The organism is Rhodococcus sp. NPDC059969 (assembly GCF_042738325.1).
Lineage (GTDB): Bacteria > Actinomycetota > Actinomycetes > Mycobacteriales > Mycobacteriaceae > Rhodococcus_F.
Genome location: NZ_JBHWUF010000001.1, coordinates 1,095,356 through 1,112,004, shown reverse-complemented (window position 1 = coordinate 1,112,004; position 16,649 = coordinate 1,095,356). Strand labels below are relative to the sequence as shown.

The following is a 16,649-nucleotide window of genomic DNA, read 5'->3' as shown; positions in this document are numbered from 1 at the left end:
CGATGGACTACTCACAGAACTTCCGCACCCTTTCGTCGCAGGTACTTCAGAGCCGATTCGGCTGCGTTGTACCCGCACATTCCATGTGCTCCGGCACCCGGCGGGGTCGAGGCCGAGCACAGGTAGGTGCCCGCGATCCCCGTGCTGTACGGATCGACTGCGACGCGCGGACGCAAGACAACCTGCAGTTCGGTGTTGGCACCTCCGATGATGTCGCCGCCTACCTGATTCGGATTGTCCTCTGCCAGGGCAGCTGTACCACTGCTCGACGTAGCGACAATCTGCTCCCGGAATCCTGGCGCAAACCTCTCGATCTGACGGATGATCGCCTCCGTAGCGTCGCCGGCGTAACCGTGAGGCACGTGCGCATAGGCATACAGCGGATGAATGTTCCCGGCAGAGCGGGTGGGATCAGCCAGGTATTGCTGACCGAGAAGCACAAACGGTCGGTCCGGCATACGGCCTGAATTCGTGTCACGCTCAGCTGCCACGATTTCCTCGAAACCACCTGCCAGATGGACTGTTCCGGCCCGAGCGCAATCCGGATTGGTCCACGGCACGTGACCTTCTATCGCGAAATCAACCTTGAAGGCCCCAGGAGCCTGTTTGAACTTTCGATAGGCCTTCGCCACTCGGGCGGGGAGACGATCACCCAGGATTTCGAGCGCACCACCCGGATTGACGTCCAGCAGAACAACATCGGCGTCAGGAATCTCGGAGGCGGTGCGAATCCGAACGCCGGTGTCGACCTTGCCGCCGTGATCGAGGAGCATCGCTGCCATGGCGTCGGTGATCGAACGCGACCCTCCCTCGGCGACCGGCCACCCGTAGCGGTGACCAGCAGCCGTGATCATCAACCCCACCGCCGACGTCGCCGGACGGTTGAGCGGATAGAACGCGTGCGCGGCGACTCCGCCGAACAATGCTCTGCCCTTCTCCGTCTTCCACAGTTTCGCGGTCACGGTTGCCGGAAGCAGTGCTCGCGGGCCGAAAGCCGCAAGCCGCAGCGGATGGCGCGGAACGTTGACGATCGGGCGCATCAGATCGGACGCCAGAGCGTCGAATCCCGTCGACAAGTCACCGAACATCCGTTGCCATCGCTGCCCGTCCGCACCCAATCCCGCCGCGGTCTGCTCCAGCGAGCGGTACAGAACACCCGCGTCGCCGTTGTCGAGCGGATGCGCGCAGTCCACCTCTGCCCATCTCCAGATCAGCCCGTAGCGCTCGAGGTCCAGCTTGGACAGGTACGGCGAGCCGATACCCATCGGGTGAAACGCCGAGCAGTGATCATGGATCAACCCCGGCACGTCGATCGGACCAGAGCGGGTGCCTCCGCCGATCTGGTCGGCGGCCTCGAGTACCTGCACGTCCACACCGCTACGTGCGAGGTGTACCGCGGCAGCGAGCCCATTGGGCCCGCTGCCGACGACTACGGCCTTTGTCACTTACTCACCTCTTGCTCGCTACCGCTGACCCTCGTACGCATCTTCGGTTCGGAGACAACCTGCGGATCCGTTGCCGCGCGGTCGGCCCGTACGTCCAGTGTCCACTGAACGTCGAACGGAATGGGCCCGTTCGGCAACCACGGCTGTTCGGCGACTGCGTCGGCGACCTTGAAAGTACCCCGTTCGATGACACCGAGAGCCGCATCGATCACCTGATACTCCTGCGTTCCCTTGTGGATGGGCTGCGATTCGATCCAGGTCACCAGGAACTCACCCGGCGCGAAGTTGCAGCGACGCTGAATCGCGGCGATCAGTTTCGCGTCGTGCAGGTGGCCGTCACCGAAGTTGAAGGCGACGATGGAGTTGCACATGAACTCTGCTTCCCGCAGCGAGTACGTGTTGATGTCGTCGCCGAGGTGCCTGATCATCAGAGAGAACAGCGCACGCCCCTGGCTGTGCATGGAACGCCAGCCCAACAGCTGATGCAGAACGACGTCGGACACGTCCTCGGGGTACATCGTCATCAACTGATTGCGGGTATCCGGCGACGGACGCTTGATGAACTGGTCGATCTTGGCTTCGGCGCCCGGCGCGAAGGCCCACGTCGCCGATGCCCAGTTGCCGGCGTACTGACGCATCGACGGCAGGAACGACACCAGATCGGGTCGAAGGTTTCCGAGAATCGGGAAGAAGGCAAGGGCTGCAACAATTCCCGCGGTAATCCACGGTGAGGACATGGCGCCGAGTCCGTAGCCGTCCCACGCCGGGAATCCCAGGAACAGGAAGACCGATGCGTAAGCGAACAGAAGATTCCATTCGAGTGGGACGGCAAGCGGGAAGGTCGACGCGATGAACAAGTGGAATCCAACCATGAGGATCACGGCAAGGATCGTGAGGGTCTTGTTCGTCGAGAACAGCAGGATCAACGGGGTGACGATTTCGACCATCGTTCCGGCCACGTGAGCGACGCCGCCGCCCAGGTGCGAAGGCCGCAGATCCTCGGGGAAGTTCCGGTAGTGCGCACGCTTGATCTTCTTCGACGGGATCCACGGCGTGTTGCTGAGCATCGGCGGGACCACCAGCGAAAAGTGGCGACCGAACTTCGAGACACCGGCACCGATCCACACCATGACGATCAGCAGTTTGAGCGCCAGGATCATGTCGACGAAGGGCAGGAACGTGAAGAAGAAGATCGCCGGCAAATACTGCTCACTACGGGCAGCGATGAAGGGCACCTTGTCCCGCAACCCGAGAATCACCATGAGTACCAGGAAGGAGTACAAGACCGTCGGGCGCACCAGTCCGGCATTGTCAGCGATTGCCGAATCGATTCCTGTGGTGTGAACACCGGGAAGAACAGCGGCAACAAGGAGATTGGCGACTGCGGCGACATAGATGACAACGTCGAACATCGTGCGGGTGTCACCCGAGGTGAGCGGCACCTTGCCCGGCCACGGTGGCAGGCGAATGGTGCCGGGGCGGATCCAGTACAGAACTCCACCGGTCATCGGCTTGAAGTGGCCGGCGAGCGGGCCCCAGGATCCTGCCAGGCCCAGCATCTCGAGCATCATCGTCCAGATGATGAGTTTCTGGTAGATGATCGGCTGGTTCCACCACGATCCGATGTCGAACCACGAGAGGCCGGAAGTCAAAGTGGCAACGGCTGTTCCAGCTGCCAGGTAGAGGAACAACAATTTCATGATGTAGACGGTGTGGACCATCTTCGGCGTACCGAAGCCGTAATCCACCCAGTGCGTGGACATGTCACGCAGACGCTCGAGAAACGGCTTGTCCATGAACGTTGCCGGATCGACGGGAGGGAAGTTTCCTTCTTTGAATCCCATGATGTGCTCCTGAAATACGGAATGTGGGCATGACGGATCGACTCGACGGACGTCGCCGAGTTGTGCTGGTACTACTGGGAAGTGACTAGTGAGCGGGAGTTGCGCTCAAAGCTCGTCTCATTCCAGGTTTGTCGATCTTGCCCACCGGGTTTCGGGGAAGCGTATCGACGACGTAGATCGCCACTGGCACCTTCACTCGGGTGAGCAAGGCCGTGACATGTTCGAGCAGTTCGTCTTCGGTGACGGGCGCGTCGGGGTAGGCGACGACATAGGCAACTGGCACCTCTCCGTAGACCTGGTGCGGAGCCCCGATGACGGCGGCCTCCAGCACGGAAGGATGTGTGGCGAGCGAGTTTTCGATCTCCTTGGGGTAGATGTTCTCGCCCCCGCGGATGATCATGTCCTTGATGCGGTCCACCAGCGTCAGGTAGCCGTCCTCGTCCAGTACTCCGACGTCACCGGTGTGCAACCAGCCGTCCTTGACGGTCTTCGCGGTCTCCTCCGGCTTGCCCAGGTAACCGCGCATCACGTTGTCGCCCTTGATGACTACCTCTCCGGCGGTACCGACGGGCGCAAAGGTTCCATCCTCGGCGAGAATCGCAATCTGCTGGCCGGGCAGCGCCGGTCCGACCGTGCCGAGTTTGCGCACCCCCTCGACAGGATTGCAGGCCGACGCACAGGTCCCCTCGGTAAGTCCGTACCCCTCGACGATCACGAAACCGAAACGCTGCTCAGCGCGTTCGAGGAGCTCCTTGCTGATCGGTGCCGCACCACACACGGCGAACCTCAGAGAGGACGTGTCGATCGACGCGTCTTCCGGCTGAGAGGTCAGCATCGCGTAGATTGCCGGCACCGCCGAGAAATACGTGGGACGAAGCCGCGCAACGTCGTCGAAGAATCTCGACACCGAGAACTTCCCGGTGACACTCACCTGCCCGCCGACGAGCAAGGGCGTCAAGACGCTGACGCAGATCGCGTTGACATGGAACAGCGGCAAGATCAGCAGGCAGTGATCTGCGCCGGTGACACCGATGTTCTTGCCCATCGACGAAGCCATGAACTGCAGGTTGGCATGCGAGAGCATCACTCCCTTGGGTCGTCCGGTGGAACCGCTGGTGTAGATGAGCAAAGCCAGATCGTCTGCTGCAACAGCGATTTCGGGCCGGGGATCCGTCGGCGGCACTGTCGCAAGATCGTCGACGACCAACACCGCACGGCCACCCGAGGGCGCGTCGGCGGTGGCGGTGATGACCAACTCGGCGCCGGAGTCCGCGATCTGGTAGTCAGCCTCGTTCGCAGTGAACATCGGATTGATGGGTGTAGCCGCAGCACCGATGCGCCAAGCAGCCATGATCGCGATCAGCAACTCGACGCGATTGGGCAGCATGATCGCCACCACGTCACCGAGTCCGATCCCGAGTCCGGCCAATTGCGCGGCAACAGCTTCCGTGCGATCTGCGAACTCCTCATAGGTGAGTTCGACGTGGTCGTCCCGCAGGCACGGCTTCTTCCCGTACTTCTCTGCAAGATCCCAAGCCAGATATCCGATGTCCGCCACGAGAGTCAGCACCTTTCATTCGTGTGTGACTCAAAACACTATCGGTGTCCCGTGGTCGAAGAAACGGTCCCAGGAGATCAACTTATCCAGGTTCTTTGTTCCCGGAGCACAACGCCGCATGTGCAGCGCACGTCAGATCAAGGGCTGATGCAACACCTCGCGAGCCCGCTGCGTCACCACTTCGGAGATCCGGCGCAAGACTGGCGACGACAGTTTCCACTGCTGCCAATACAGCGGAACGTCGTCGACGAAGTCCGGGTCGAATTCGATCAGCGCCCCGGAATGCTCGTCGTCGCCACGCTGCAGGTCCGGTATCAGCCCCCAGCCGTATCCCCGCCGAACCGCGTCCGCAAAATCTGCCGACGAAGGAACAAGATGGCGGGGCGGATCGACGGGATGGCCGACTTTTTGATCGAGATACCGATCCTGCAAGAGATCTTTCCGATTGAACACCACCAACGGCGCGGCCGAAAGAGATTCTGCCGTAACACCATCCGCAAACCAACGACGACAGAACTCCGCGCTCGCCATCGGCCGATACCGCATTATGCCGAGCCGACTCGAAGAACACCCTTGAATCGGCGACGCGACCGACGTGACAGCGGCCATGACCGAACCGTCGCGCAACAGTTCGGTGGTGTGGTCTTGATCGTCGAGGTGGAAGTCGAAACTGACCTCGTGAGTGAACTCCGCGAGAGCACCCAGAACCCAGGTGGACAGCGAATCGGCGTTGACCGCGACAGAGACGCGGCCGAATGTTCCCGAACCGTTTTCAAGGCCGAGTTCTCGCACGGTATCGCGCGAAAGGGCATCTATCTGACGGGCAAGACGCAGGACTTCCCGCCCGGAATCGGTAACCCTGACGGGTTTGGTGCGCTGCACCAGGATCCGGCCTACCGAGGTCTCGAGAGCTTTGATCCGTTGACTGACCGCCGACGGCGTGATGTGCAACTTCCGCGCCGCCGCGTCAAAGGTTCCCTCGTCGACCGCAGCGTGCAATGCCCTCAGTTGCTCGAAGTCCAACATGATCTGAAGCTACTCTGATGCATCCTAAGAATCATTAGCTGGACTGATTACAATCTGCGGGGCAGGCTCGACAACATGCTCAGCACCACCGACCCAGCGTCGGCCCTCGTCGGTTTCGGAGTCGGACTCTCTCTGATCGTCGCAATCGGCGCACAGAATGCATTCGTTCTTCGCCAAGGCCTGACGCGCTCGCACGTACTCCCGATCGTCGCAGTCTGCGCCGTCTCAGACGCAGTTCTGATCCTTGCAGGCATCAGCGGAATCGGCGCCCTCCTCGAACACGCACCGTCACTGATCACTGCCGTTCGCATCGCCGGTGCCCTTTTCCTACTCAGCTATGCACTCTTCGCCGCCAAACGAGCACTTCGACCGCAAACATTGGCACCGGATCAACATGGCAACGGGTCGAGGCTTACCGCCGTCACGATGGCATTGGCACTCACCTGGCTGAATCCACATGTCTATCTCGACACCGTCGTGCTGATGGGTTCAATTGCCAACGGTCGCGGCGAGATCGGACGGTGGTGGTTTGCAATCGGCGCCGTCACCGCAAGTGCAGTCTGGTTCAGCGCCCTCGGTTACGGCGCGCGCCTGCTGACACCGCTTTTTGCAAAACCCAGCGCCTGGCGGGTTCTCGACGCTCTGATCGCCGTGATGATGACAGTTCTCGGAATCAGTCTGCTCACCGAATTGTGACCCGGCGATACAAGCACTTTCCGGTATCAGGATGGGTTACCGTCCAAGGTGAGTAAGGCTCAATTCACCTGTCGAGAGTTGTGACCATCAGGTAGGGCTGATCACGATGACCGAGGATGTCGACTCCGAACCGCGTGACTCCCACCGCGGACTGGGTTTGCTGTGTCTACTCGCTGCGGCCGCCGGCGTCGTGGTCGGATTTGTCGGCGGCGCGTTCCGATGGTGTCTGATCAGGGCCGATGAACTTCGTCAGACGATCGTGAATTGGGCGCATCACGTTCCGTACGTCGGGTGGCTCGTGCCGGTCGTCCTGGTTGCGCTGTGCACCGTCCTTGCTGTTCTGATCGTCAGACGAGTACCCCTCGCTCAGGGAAGCGGTATCCAGCACGTAGAGGCAGTGTCCCGCGGTGAAGCGAAGCCGCCGGGAATCAATCTCGTGCCCGCCAGATTCATCGGCGGCCTCTTGGCGATCGGCTCGGGTCTGGTCCTCGGCCGCGAAGGCCCCACCGTCCACATGGGCGCGGCAATCGGAGCGGAAACGGGACGACGGGCCCACCTTACCGAACCGGACGTCGCCATGCTGCAAACGTCCACGGCCGGAGCAGGACTCGCCGTTGCGTTCAACGCGCCTATCGCCGGCGCACTGTTCGTCTGCGAGGAGGTGACGCACTCGTTCCGGCTACGCACTGTTCTGCCAACGCTTTTCGGTGTTTCGGTCGCGGTGGGCTGTGCACGACTTGTCATCGGCGATCAACCAGATTTCGAGGTCGGCACCGTCCCGACACCTCAACTCGCACTGTTGCCACTGTTTGTCGTCTTCGGAATCCTCACGGGGCTACTGGGTATCGCGTACAACCGCTTGATTCTGGGACTACTCGATATCGTTGCACGACTCGACAGGATCCCACCGACAGTCATCGGCGCAATGATCGGCGCCGTCATCGGCCTGACGCTCTTCCTCGACCCACTGGCAAGTGGGGGCGGTGACGTTCTTGCACAGATGATCGTCGGTGGCAGGACCTTCGTTCTGCCGATTCTGCTGCTGTACTTGGTGGTTCGGTTCTTCACGGGCCCGCTGTCGTACGCCGCCGGCACTCCCGGCGGGCTTTTTGCGCCCCTACTCGCACTCGGCGCACTGTGGGGGTCGATCTTCACCGGACTGTCTAGCTTCGTGCCCGGAGTCGGCGCCGGACTCACGATCACCATGGCCACCGTAGGCATGGCCGCGTTTTTCGGCGCCGTGGTGCGCGCACCGTTCACCGGCATCGTGATCGTGGTCGAGATGACAGCGGTGACGTCGACGCTGGTCCCGATGCTCGCGGCTACGGCTGCAGCGGTATTCGTCGCTACCGTGGCAGGGTCGGCCCCCATCTACGACAGTCTCCGAGAACGGATGCTGGAAGCTCGACACCCTCCTCTGCGATGATCCTGATCGCCGTTTCCGCCGCATACGCCACACCTATGCGCGCGATAATGTATGTCTGTGAGCTATTTCGGGGGACGAGTCGTAGCAGTGACGGGCGCGGGTGCCGGTATCGGCCGCCAACTGGCAATCCAAGTTGCGTCCCAGGGAGGGCTGCTGTCACTTGTCGATCGTGACGAATCAGCACTCCGCGAAACAGTCGAGCTCACCGGCGTTCGCCCTGATTTAATTCTGTCGAATGTTGTCGACGTGGCAGATCGGACGGCAATGCAACATTGCGCGGACGAGACGTCACATCATTTCGGGCGCGTGGATGCGATCTTCAACAACGCTGGCATCCTGTATTCGGGCGACGTCCTCGACTGCAACTTTCCCGACATCGAACATGTCATGAATACAAACTTCTGGGGCACAATAAACGGTTCGAAGGTCTTCTTGCCCGATATTGTTCAATCCGATCGAGCAAACATCGTCAACGTGTCTTCGGCCTTCGGCCTGATGTCAGCTCCTGGCTATTCTGCATACAACTCAGCCAAATTCGCGGTTCGTGGGTTCACCGAATCGCTCCGTCAGGAAATGTTGGCTACTCATCCTCAGGTGCGGGTGTCGTGCGTTTACCCCGGCGGAGTCAAGACATCGATTGCGAGGTCGGCACGGGTAGCGTCGACACTCGATCACTCGGCAGTAGTCGACTCATTCGAGAAGTCCATCGCTCGAACTGAGCCTGCTGAGGCGGCAAGAACAATCCTGCGAGGCACCGAAAAGGGTCTCCCTCGCATTTTTGTCGGGAACGACGCGCGGGTCATCGATGTGCTGACCCGTGTCGCGAGTTCGGGCTATCAACGCATCATTCCGACACTTACATCCGCGCGCCGATAGCCTTCCTCGGATCGAGTTTTTTCGCAGCCCTCTAGATCAAGGGCGTTCCGACGTAGTTCTCGGCGATCAACGTTCGTCCGGCCACCGAGCGCGTGACCATGTCCAACTCAGCCAACTGACGACGATGGCCGAAACCGCTGTCGTCTGGCAAGCGATGAAGCATCGACGACATCCACCACGAAAAGTGCTGCGTCCGCCACACACGCGGCAGCACCGTTTCGGTATACCCGTCCAACATCTTTCGGTCGGACGAGGTGAAGAAACTGTCCATTGCCTTTGCCAAGGCGTAGACGTCCGCAATCGCGAGATTCATTCCCTTCGCGCCGGTCGGCGGCACAGTGTGCGCCGCATCCCCAGCAAGGAAGAGGTTGCCGTGCTGCATCGGCTCGCACACGAAACTGCGGAACTGAAGGATCGACTTCTGAAAGATTCTGCCGTCCTTGATCTCCGCACCCTCACCGTCGACCCGCATGTGCAGCTCGTCCCAGATTCGATCGTCGGACCAGTTGTCCACGGAGTCGTCCGGATCGACCTGAAGATAATGACGCTGCACCTCGGGCGTCCGTGTGCTGATCAGCGCAAACCCACGCTCGTGGTTGGCGTAGATCAATTCTTCCGATGACGGCGGCGCCTCTGCCAGGATGCCGAACCACGCGAAGGGATACTGCCGGAAATGATCCGTGCGGATCGACGGTTCGGGAATCAGCTTTCGCGTTTCGGTTCGTGACCCGTCGCAACCGGCCACCAGGACGCACTCGAGCTTCTGGTCGCTTCCGTCCGAGTCGACGAAAGTAATACTCGGGCGACTTGATTCGTGATCGTGCACTCGCGCGTCGGTCACTCCGAATCGAATGTCCCCACCGTCGGCGAGGCGTCGCGCAATCAGGTCTACGAGCACCTCGTGCTGCGGGTACACCGTGACGGCGCGCCCGTCGGTCAGTTCGTCGAATGCGATGCGGTGCCCTCGCCCACCGAATCGCAACTCGATTCCGTGATGTTCGAGGCCTTCTCGCTTCAGTCGGTCACCGAGTCCGGTCTCGACCATGAGATCAACGGTGTTCTGTTCGAGCACACCCGCACGAATGGTGCCTTCCACCTCTTCACGGGTGCGGCATTCCAGGACGATCGAATCGATCCCCTTCAGATGCAAGAGATGCGAGAGCATCAACCCGGCGGGACCACCACCGACGATTCCGACCTGGGTGCGCAACGAAGACATACAGAGAACTCCTGAGGTGAGTGGCGATTGAGACCACCCTCAACCACGACCTCTCTCCTGAACAGCTGCAATTTCACTCAGTGAAAGACCGAAACTGAGCTATCGAAGCCCGCCGCCAAGCCCGCGTGATATTCCGCGAGCAGCCGCGGCCAAGGCCGGCAGTAAGGGAGCCGGATCCTGCTCCACCGGAACAACTGTCGACACCGCTGCGACAACGTCGCCGCCGGCTTCGCGGACCGGAGCGGCAACAGCAAGAGTTCCGACATTCAGATACTCACGACACACCACGAATCCGGTGCGTCTGATCTCGTCGAGAGTTGCTCTCAAGATCCGCTCGGACGTAATGGTTTTGGGTGTGAACGCCTCGAGGCCGGCTCGGAGGACGTCGTCGAGAAGCTCGGTTCCGCCGTGCGCCAGGAGAATCAATCCACCGCTGGACGCGTGCAACGGCAACCTTCCGCCCGCGCGGCCGACCACTGTGACGGCGCTACGCGAGGACAAGCGCTCGAGGTACAGCGCCTCGGTGCCCTCACGGACAACCAACTGCACGTTCTCCCGGGTGACCTCGTACAGGTCCTCGAGGAACGGCAACGCCACCTGTCTGAGACCGTGCGCCCCGGGAGCGAGAGCGCCGATCTCCCACAACCGGACTCCGACCTGGTATTTGCCGTCGCTCCGACGCTCGAGGGCGCCGGCAGCCACCAACTGCCCACACAGTCGATGGACGGTGGGCAGAGGTAGATCGGTGCGGCGACTGATCTCCGATTGAGTCAACCGAGGAGACGTCGCATCGAAGGCACCGAGCACGATAAATGCCCGGCCGATCAACGAACGGTCGCCTGATGCCATTCACACAGTGTGACTCACAAAGCCGTGTGACTTACAAAGCCGTGTGACTGACAAAGCCGTGTGACTGACATCAGGCGAAACGTGTTCGAGCGGTGCAGAGCTACGCGGAGTGCGCCAATTCCGGTTCGCGTTCGGTCACCGGCGGCGCGGCCTCGATCTTCATCGGCTCCTGCGCGTAATGGAAGTGCGGACGACGGTGACCGATGAACGATCCGAACCACGACATCACAGCGACGTACCGGTTTCGGAAGCCCACCAGGTACATCACGTGCACGGCCAACCACATGAACCAGGCGATCGTGCCCTTGAACTCGACCTTGCGGACGCGACACACAGCGCTGAATCGGCTGATGATCGACATGCTGCCCTTGTCGAAGTACTTGAAAGGCGTTCCGGCCTTGACCTTTCCGTTCACAGTCTTCGCGGCGTGACGGCCACCCTGCATTGCAACGGGCGACTGACCCGGCAGACCGTTCAGCGAAGTCATGTCGCCGATGGCAAAGACGTTGGCAAATCCGCCGACGGTCAAGTCCGGATTGATGAGCAGACGACCTGCGCGGTCGCTCTCACAACCGGTTGCCTCTCCGAGCACTGCGGCGAAGTCGTTGGCGCGTACACCGGCCGACCAGATGACGGTCTCGGCGTCGATGCGCTTCTCTTCCTTGGTCTTTGCCGAAGAGACGGTGACACCGTGCTCGTCGATGGCGGTGACCATGGTGTTGAGGACTACCTCGACACCCGACTTCTCGAGCGAGGCCTGCGTGTACTCACTGAGCTTGCCGCCGAAGGCCGGAAGCGCAACGCCGGCGCCTTCGACCATGGTGACCGTGACCTCGTCGGCACTGATGTTGTTGATGGCCTTCGCAAAGTAGCGACGCGCCAGTTCCTTGATCTGTCCGGCGAGCTCGACGCCGGTCGCGCCTGCACCCACGACAACGAAGCTGAGCAGGTTGCGGCGAACCAGCGCGTCGTTGGTGGTGTGGGCTTCTTCGAAACAGCGCAGGATCTGCTTGCGCAGTACCTCGGCGTCCTCGACGGTCTTGAGCTTGTAGGTGACCTTCTCGAACTCGTCATGACCGAAGTACGCCTGCGTGGCACCGGTGGCCGCGATGAGCGAGCGGTATCCGAGCGTATGGCGGGTGCCCGAGGCTTCGTAGACGACGGTGTTCTCTTCGGCGTTGACCTCGACGACGCGTCCGAGGCGCACGTCCGCGTTGGGGTACTTCTGCAGGATCGTGCGGATGGGCGGAGCAACTTCGCCGGCCGACAGAACACCCGTCGCCACCTGGTAGAGCAGCGGCTGGAAGAGGTGCTCGGTGGTGGCGGAGATGAGGACGAACGGCGTCTTGGACTTCGCGAGGGTCTTGGCCGCGGCGAGGGCTCCGAATCCCGAACCGACGATCACTACCTGAGTCTGCTCGTGTCCGGTCGCGTCGATGTCTGCGCGACCCGCAGCTGTTCTATCCACAACAAATCTCCTCAACCAAATTGAAAGTATGACTATTACGGTATGGACTGATCATGGGTCCGGTCCAGCTAGCTGGAGTATTCGCAAGACTGTTATCTCGATTGCTCATAAGTAAGCTGTCTTCATGGACTTCCGCCAACTCAAGTACTTCCTCGTCGTGAGCGAGGAACTGAGCTTCAGTCGAGCTGCCGAGCGCTGCTTCATCTCACAGTCGGCGATCAGCCATCAGGTCGCGCGACTGGAGAAGGAACTGGGCGCGACGCTCTTCGAACGCTCGACCCGAGCTGTTCGGCTGGCCCCGGCAGGATCGCGACTGGTGCCCATCGCGCAGCAAGTCCTCAGCCTCGAAACGATGGCGTACTCCGTCGCACGCGACCCGAGAGCTCGGATCCGGATCACCGGAAACATGAGCTTTGCCGCTCAGACGCTGGACGCCATCGCACACGTGCGCGAACTTCACCCCGACCTGGACGTCGAGTTCGTCATCAAGAGTTTTGCCCACCGCATGGACGCCGTGGCCTCCGGTGACGCGGACATCGCGCTGATTCGAGGCGGCGTCGACCGCCCCGGGCTCGAGCCCCTGGACCTCGGCGTCGAGGACCTCTTGGTCGTCATGTCGAGCCGGCACCCCCTGGCCGGTCAGCAAAGCGTCGACCTCAACGATCTGGCCGCATATCCCCTGCTCTTGCCGCCACGCCAAAGCCAGGTCCTCATCCACAAGGTGGTCGAGGACGCGTTCCGCGAAATAGATCGACGCGTACAACTGGGCCCCGCAATTCCCAGCGATCACACCGCCACGCTGGACGTGATCACCAACCCTCGCGCCTGGACCCTGCTGTATTCGATCACCGCAGGCGAATCTCCACGTGCCGGAATCAGCTTCATGCGAGAATCGCACGGCCGCTTACGAATTCCGGTGTCCGGGGTGACCCGCAGCGGCATCACCTACTCCACCGAGTTCGCCGATCTGATCCAAGCACTCAAGGACGCGATGAACCCCTCTTTCACTGAATGAAAGTGTGATGGCGATCGGCCTCCTCACAGAGCAACGTAGTGGGTAACCATGTGATGCGGCGCGCAGTCGTATCCCTTCTCGAGGAGCGGCCATGTCGAGTTTGTTGAGCGAACCTGTGTGGGAATCGAAGATCTTCGACGGCGAATGGGTTCGCGGTAACGCCGAAGATCGCATCGTCGTCGAACCGGCCACGGGCAAGCAGTTGACGACGGTGGGCATGGCAACACCCGACGACGTGGCAGCCGCTGCAACAAAAGCTACTGCAGCTCAGAAGGATTGGGCAGCACGCCCCTACACCGAACGCGCCGCTGTTCTGCGCCGCGCCGGTCAATTGCTCGAGCAGTACGCCGACGAAATCGGCGAATGGGTGATCCGGGAGGCCGGCAGCATCCCGGCCAAGGCCGGACTGGAAACCCATACCGCTGCCGAGGAGTGCTACAATGCCGCAGCCCTGGCCGCGCACCCCGTAGGTGAAGTGCTGCGCTCGGAGCAACCTCGCCTGAGCTTCTCTCGTCGCGTACCGGTCGGAACCGTCGGCGTCATCGCACCTTTCAACTTTCCGATCATCCTGTCGATCCGTGCAGTCGCTCCCGCACTGGCACTGGGTAATTCAGTGATCCTCAAGCCTGACCCGCGCACGGCGATCTGTGGCGGTGTGGTTCTCGCTCGCATCTTCGAGGAGGCCGGCTTGCCCGCGGGAGTGTTCAGCATGTTGCCGGGCGGCGCTGACGCCGGTGAGGCAATCGTGGTTCATCCGAGCGTTCGCGTCATCGCATTCACCGGGTCGACCCGCGCCGGACGGGCTGTCGGCGAACTGGCAGGCCGCCACCTCAAACGAGCGCATCTCGAACTCGGCGGCAACAACGCGCTGATCGTCATGGACGACGTCGACCTCGAAAAGGCAGCATCTGTCGGCGCTTTCGGCTCGTTCATGCACCAGGGGCAGATCTGCATGACCACTGGTCGTCAACTGGTCCACGAAAGTATCGCTGCCGACTACACCGCACTCCTTGCCGAACGCGCCGACAAGCTTCCGGTAGGCGACCCGTTCACCGGTCAGGTCGCACTCGGCCCCATCATCGACGCCAAACAACGCGACCACATCCACTCCCTGGTCACCGGAAGCATCGCGGCCGGAGCAAAACTGGCTGCCGGTGGCACCTACGAGGATCTCTTCTACCGGCCCACCGTGCTGGCCGACACCCCACTGACCGCCCCGGCCTTCGCCGACGAGGTCTTCGGGCCGGTCGCACCGGTGACCTCCTTTGCCACCGTCGAACAAGCCGTCGCCATAGCCAACGATTCCGAATACGGATTGTCGCTGGGCATTCTGACCTCCGACGCCATGCGCGGACTCGAACTCGCTCAACAGATCCCCACCGGCCTCGTACACATCAACGATCAGACGGTCGGCGACGAAGCCGTCATCCCGTTCGGCGGCATGGCATCTTCGGGTAACGGCGGCCGCGTCGGCGGTATCGGCGCAAACCTCGACGCCTTCACCGAAACGCAGTGGGTGACGGCCCAGAGCACACTCCCGGTCTACCCCTTCTAGTTCGACAAACACCGAGCTGGTCCGACAAATACCAGGCGTGTCCCGGTGGCTCACTGACCAGCATTGACGGGATCGATCTCGCGGACTTACCATCCAGAGAAAATTACTTCGCCACATTAAGCATTTTCTCTTGTAATTCCCGAGAAGGACCCACTTGACGAATTCAGTGACGACCGACAGTGCTGCGCAACCAACGGTCTGCGACACCCCGGATATATCCGTCGTAACATCGCCGCGCCGCGAGGCCGTCATCATCGGGGCGCTCAGCCTGGCCGCGATGATCGTCTCGATGATGCAGACGCTGCCCGTCCCGATTTTGGGGCGTATTCAGTCCGATCTGGGCGCATCCGCGGCCGGCATCAGTTGGGTGACGACGGCGACATTGCTCTCGGCCGCCGTTTTCACTCCCCTGTTGGGCCGCTACGGCGACCAGCACGGCAAGAAGCGCACGCTGGTCGGCGTTCTGATCGTGATGGTCATCGGTTCGATCGTCGCCGCACTGGCACACAATCTGCCACTTCTCATCCTCGGACGCGTCCTCCAGGGAACTGCCACCGCCATCTTCCCGCTGGCTCTTTCGGTTCTGCGCGAAGAGGTTCGCCCGCACAAGCTCCCCGGCGCGATGGCATTGGTCAGCGGAACTCTTGCATTCGGCAGTGGACTCGCCCTCGTGGCCACCGGACTTCTCACATCGGCCCCGGATGCCGATTACCGCAACGCCTTCTGGATGGCCACCGGGTTCGCGTTGCTTGCTCTCGTCGCCGTCATCACGCTGGTTCCGGCAACCAAACACAAGAGCGGCGGGCGCGTCGACGTCATCGGTGCGCTGAGCCTGGGCGCTGCACTCCTTCTGCTCCTGTTGTCGATTTCGCAAGGCCACCAATGGGGTTGGTTCTCGCCCTTGACCATCGGTGTATTCCTGGGCTCGATCGTGATGTTCGCCGTCTGGGTCTGGATCGAGAAGATCGTCGACGAACCACTGGTCGACATGCGAATGTTCGTGCACCGGCCCGTGATGATGGCGAACCTGGCGGGGGTCATGCTGGGCTTCGGAATGTTCGCCAACTTCCTGGGCATCTCCTATCTCGTGCAACTTCCCCACGCCCTCACGGGATACGGATTCGACGCCAGCATTCTGCGTGCATCGGTGGAATTCCTACTGCCGGGAGCGATCGCCTCGCTGATCGCGGCACCGATCGGTGGGCGCCTCATCAGAGTGCGCGGGCCACGTTTCGTCCTGGGACTCACCGCGATCTGTGGTGCGGTGCCGTTCGCCTGGCTCGCATACGACCACACGCACACCGCATCGGTCATCGGTGCCGGCATCGTGATCGGCACCGCCGTCAGCCTGGGTTACGCGGCTTTGCCCGCGATCATCATGTCGAGTGTTCCGCATCGCCAGAGTGGAATAGCCAACGGCATCAACTCGATCTCCCGTTCCACCGGCAGCGCCATGGGCAGTGCAGTGGTAACCACGATTCTCGCCTCGATGACCATCGCGAACCTGGCCGAGGGCGTAGCCGCTCTGCCCAGCGAATCCGCCTTCACCGTCACGTTCGTGACCGCCGCCGTGGCCTTCGCCCTCGTCGGTGTGGTCGGGTGGCTGGGTCTGCGCCCGGCGCGTTCCCCAGCCTCCACGGAGTAACCTCCCGCTGCGTGAGATCGGAAGTAC

Annotated in this window: 13 protein-coding genes; 6 read left to right on the top strand and 7 right to left on the bottom strand. The window is 61.5% G+C overall.

The window, feature by feature from the left end; translation table 11 throughout:
• Positions 1-11: 11 nt before the first annotated feature.
• The 4 genes from ACFWAD_RS05025 to ACFWAD_RS05010 form a co-directional block, all read right to left on the bottom strand.
• Positions 12-1,445 carry a phytoene desaturase family protein gene (locus ACFWAD_RS05025; RefSeq protein ID WP_378541852.1) on the bottom strand — a complete coding sequence of 478 codons (1,434 nt, stop codon included), beginning with the start codon at positions 1,443-1,445 and terminating at the stop codon, positions 12-14.
• A complete protein-coding gene (locus tag ACFWAD_RS05020) occupies positions 1,442-3,289 on the bottom strand; it encodes a DUF3556 domain-containing protein (protein ID WP_378541850.1) in 1,848 nt (615 codons plus the stop codon). Before ACFWAD_RS05020 ends, ACFWAD_RS05025 begins: the two co-directional genes overlap by 4 nt.
• Before the next feature lie 85 nt (positions 3,290-3,374).
• The gene (locus ACFWAD_RS05015; protein ID WP_378541848.1) at positions 3,375-4,847 is read right to left on the bottom strand and encodes a class I adenylate-forming enzyme family protein; all 1,473 of its coding nucleotides are present in this window, start codon (positions 4,845-4,847) and stop codon (positions 3,375-3,377) included.
• Between the two features lie 132 nt (positions 4,848-4,979).
• Complete coding sequence (locus tag ACFWAD_RS05010) at positions 4,980-5,873, bottom strand: LysR family transcriptional regulator ArgP (RefSeq protein WP_378541846.1); 894 nt, start codon at positions 5,871-5,873, stop codon at positions 4,980-4,982.
• Between the two features lie 75 nt (positions 5,874-5,948).
• Here ACFWAD_RS05010 and ACFWAD_RS05005 point away from each other — a divergent pair, with 75 nt between their 5' ends.
• The 3 genes from ACFWAD_RS05005 (at position 5,949) to ACFWAD_RS04995 (ending at position 8,871) form a co-directional block, all read left to right on the top strand.
• Positions 5,949-6,569 carry a LysE/ArgO family amino acid transporter gene (locus ACFWAD_RS05005; RefSeq protein ID WP_378541844.1) on the top strand — a complete coding sequence of 207 codons (621 nt, stop codon included), beginning with the start codon at positions 5,949-5,951 and terminating at the stop codon, positions 6,567-6,569.
• Positions 6,570-6,675: 106 nt separating this feature from the next.
• The gene (locus tag ACFWAD_RS05000; RefSeq protein ID WP_378541842.1) at positions 6,676-7,995 is read left to right on the top strand and encodes a ClC family H(+)/Cl(-) exchange transporter; all 1,320 of its coding nucleotides are present in this window, start codon (positions 6,676-6,678) and stop codon (positions 7,993-7,995) included.
• Positions 7,996-8,046: 51 nt separating this feature from the next.
• Positions 8,047-8,871: an SDR family NAD(P)-dependent oxidoreductase gene (locus ACFWAD_RS04995; protein WP_378541840.1), complete on the top strand. Its 825-nt coding sequence runs from the start codon at positions 8,047-8,049 to the stop codon at positions 8,869-8,871.
• A 31-nt stretch (positions 8,872-8,902) separates the two neighbouring features.
• Here the strand turns inward: ACFWAD_RS04995 and ACFWAD_RS04990 are convergent, their stop codons facing one another.
• The 3 genes from ACFWAD_RS04990 to ACFWAD_RS04980 form a co-directional block, all read right to left on the bottom strand.
• Positions 8,903-10,090 (bottom strand): 4-hydroxybenzoate 3-monooxygenase, encoded by a 1,188-nt coding sequence (locus ACFWAD_RS04990; RefSeq protein WP_378541838.1) that lies wholly within the window; start codon positions 10,088-10,090, stop codon positions 8,903-8,905.
• 99 nt (positions 10,091-10,189) lie between these two features.
• On the bottom strand, positions 10,190-10,939 hold the full coding sequence (locus tag ACFWAD_RS04985) for an IclR family transcriptional regulator (RefSeq protein WP_378541836.1): 750 nt from the start codon (positions 10,937-10,939) through the stop codon (positions 10,190-10,192).
• A 100-nt stretch (positions 10,940-11,039) separates the two neighbouring features.
• Positions 11,040-12,407, bottom strand: coding sequence for an NAD(P)/FAD-dependent oxidoreductase (locus ACFWAD_RS04980; RefSeq protein WP_317826081.1), 1,368 nt, complete (start codon positions 12,405-12,407; stop codon positions 11,040-11,042).
• A 124-nt stretch (positions 12,408-12,531) separates the two neighbouring features.
• Between ACFWAD_RS04980 and ACFWAD_RS04975 the strand changes: the two genes are divergently transcribed.
• The 3 genes from ACFWAD_RS04975 to ACFWAD_RS04965 all read left to right on the top strand — a co-directional run bounded on the left by ACFWAD_RS04975 (position 12,532) and on the right by ACFWAD_RS04965 (position 16,622).
• Positions 12,532-13,422 carry a LysR family transcriptional regulator gene (locus ACFWAD_RS04975; protein WP_230816016.1) on the top strand — a complete coding sequence of 297 codons (891 nt, stop codon included), beginning with the start codon at positions 12,532-12,534 and terminating at the stop codon, positions 13,420-13,422.
• 91 nt (positions 13,423-13,513) lie between these two features.
• Positions 13,514-14,977: a benzaldehyde dehydrogenase gene (locus ACFWAD_RS04970; protein ID WP_378541833.1), complete on the top strand. Its 1,464-nt coding sequence runs from the start codon at positions 13,514-13,516 to the stop codon at positions 14,975-14,977.
• A gap of 166 nt (positions 14,978-15,143) precedes the next feature.
• Complete coding sequence (locus ACFWAD_RS04965) at positions 15,144-16,622, top strand: MFS transporter (RefSeq protein ID WP_378541831.1); 1,479 nt, start codon at positions 15,144-15,146, stop codon at positions 16,620-16,622.
• Positions 16,623-16,649 lie beyond the last annotated feature (27 nt).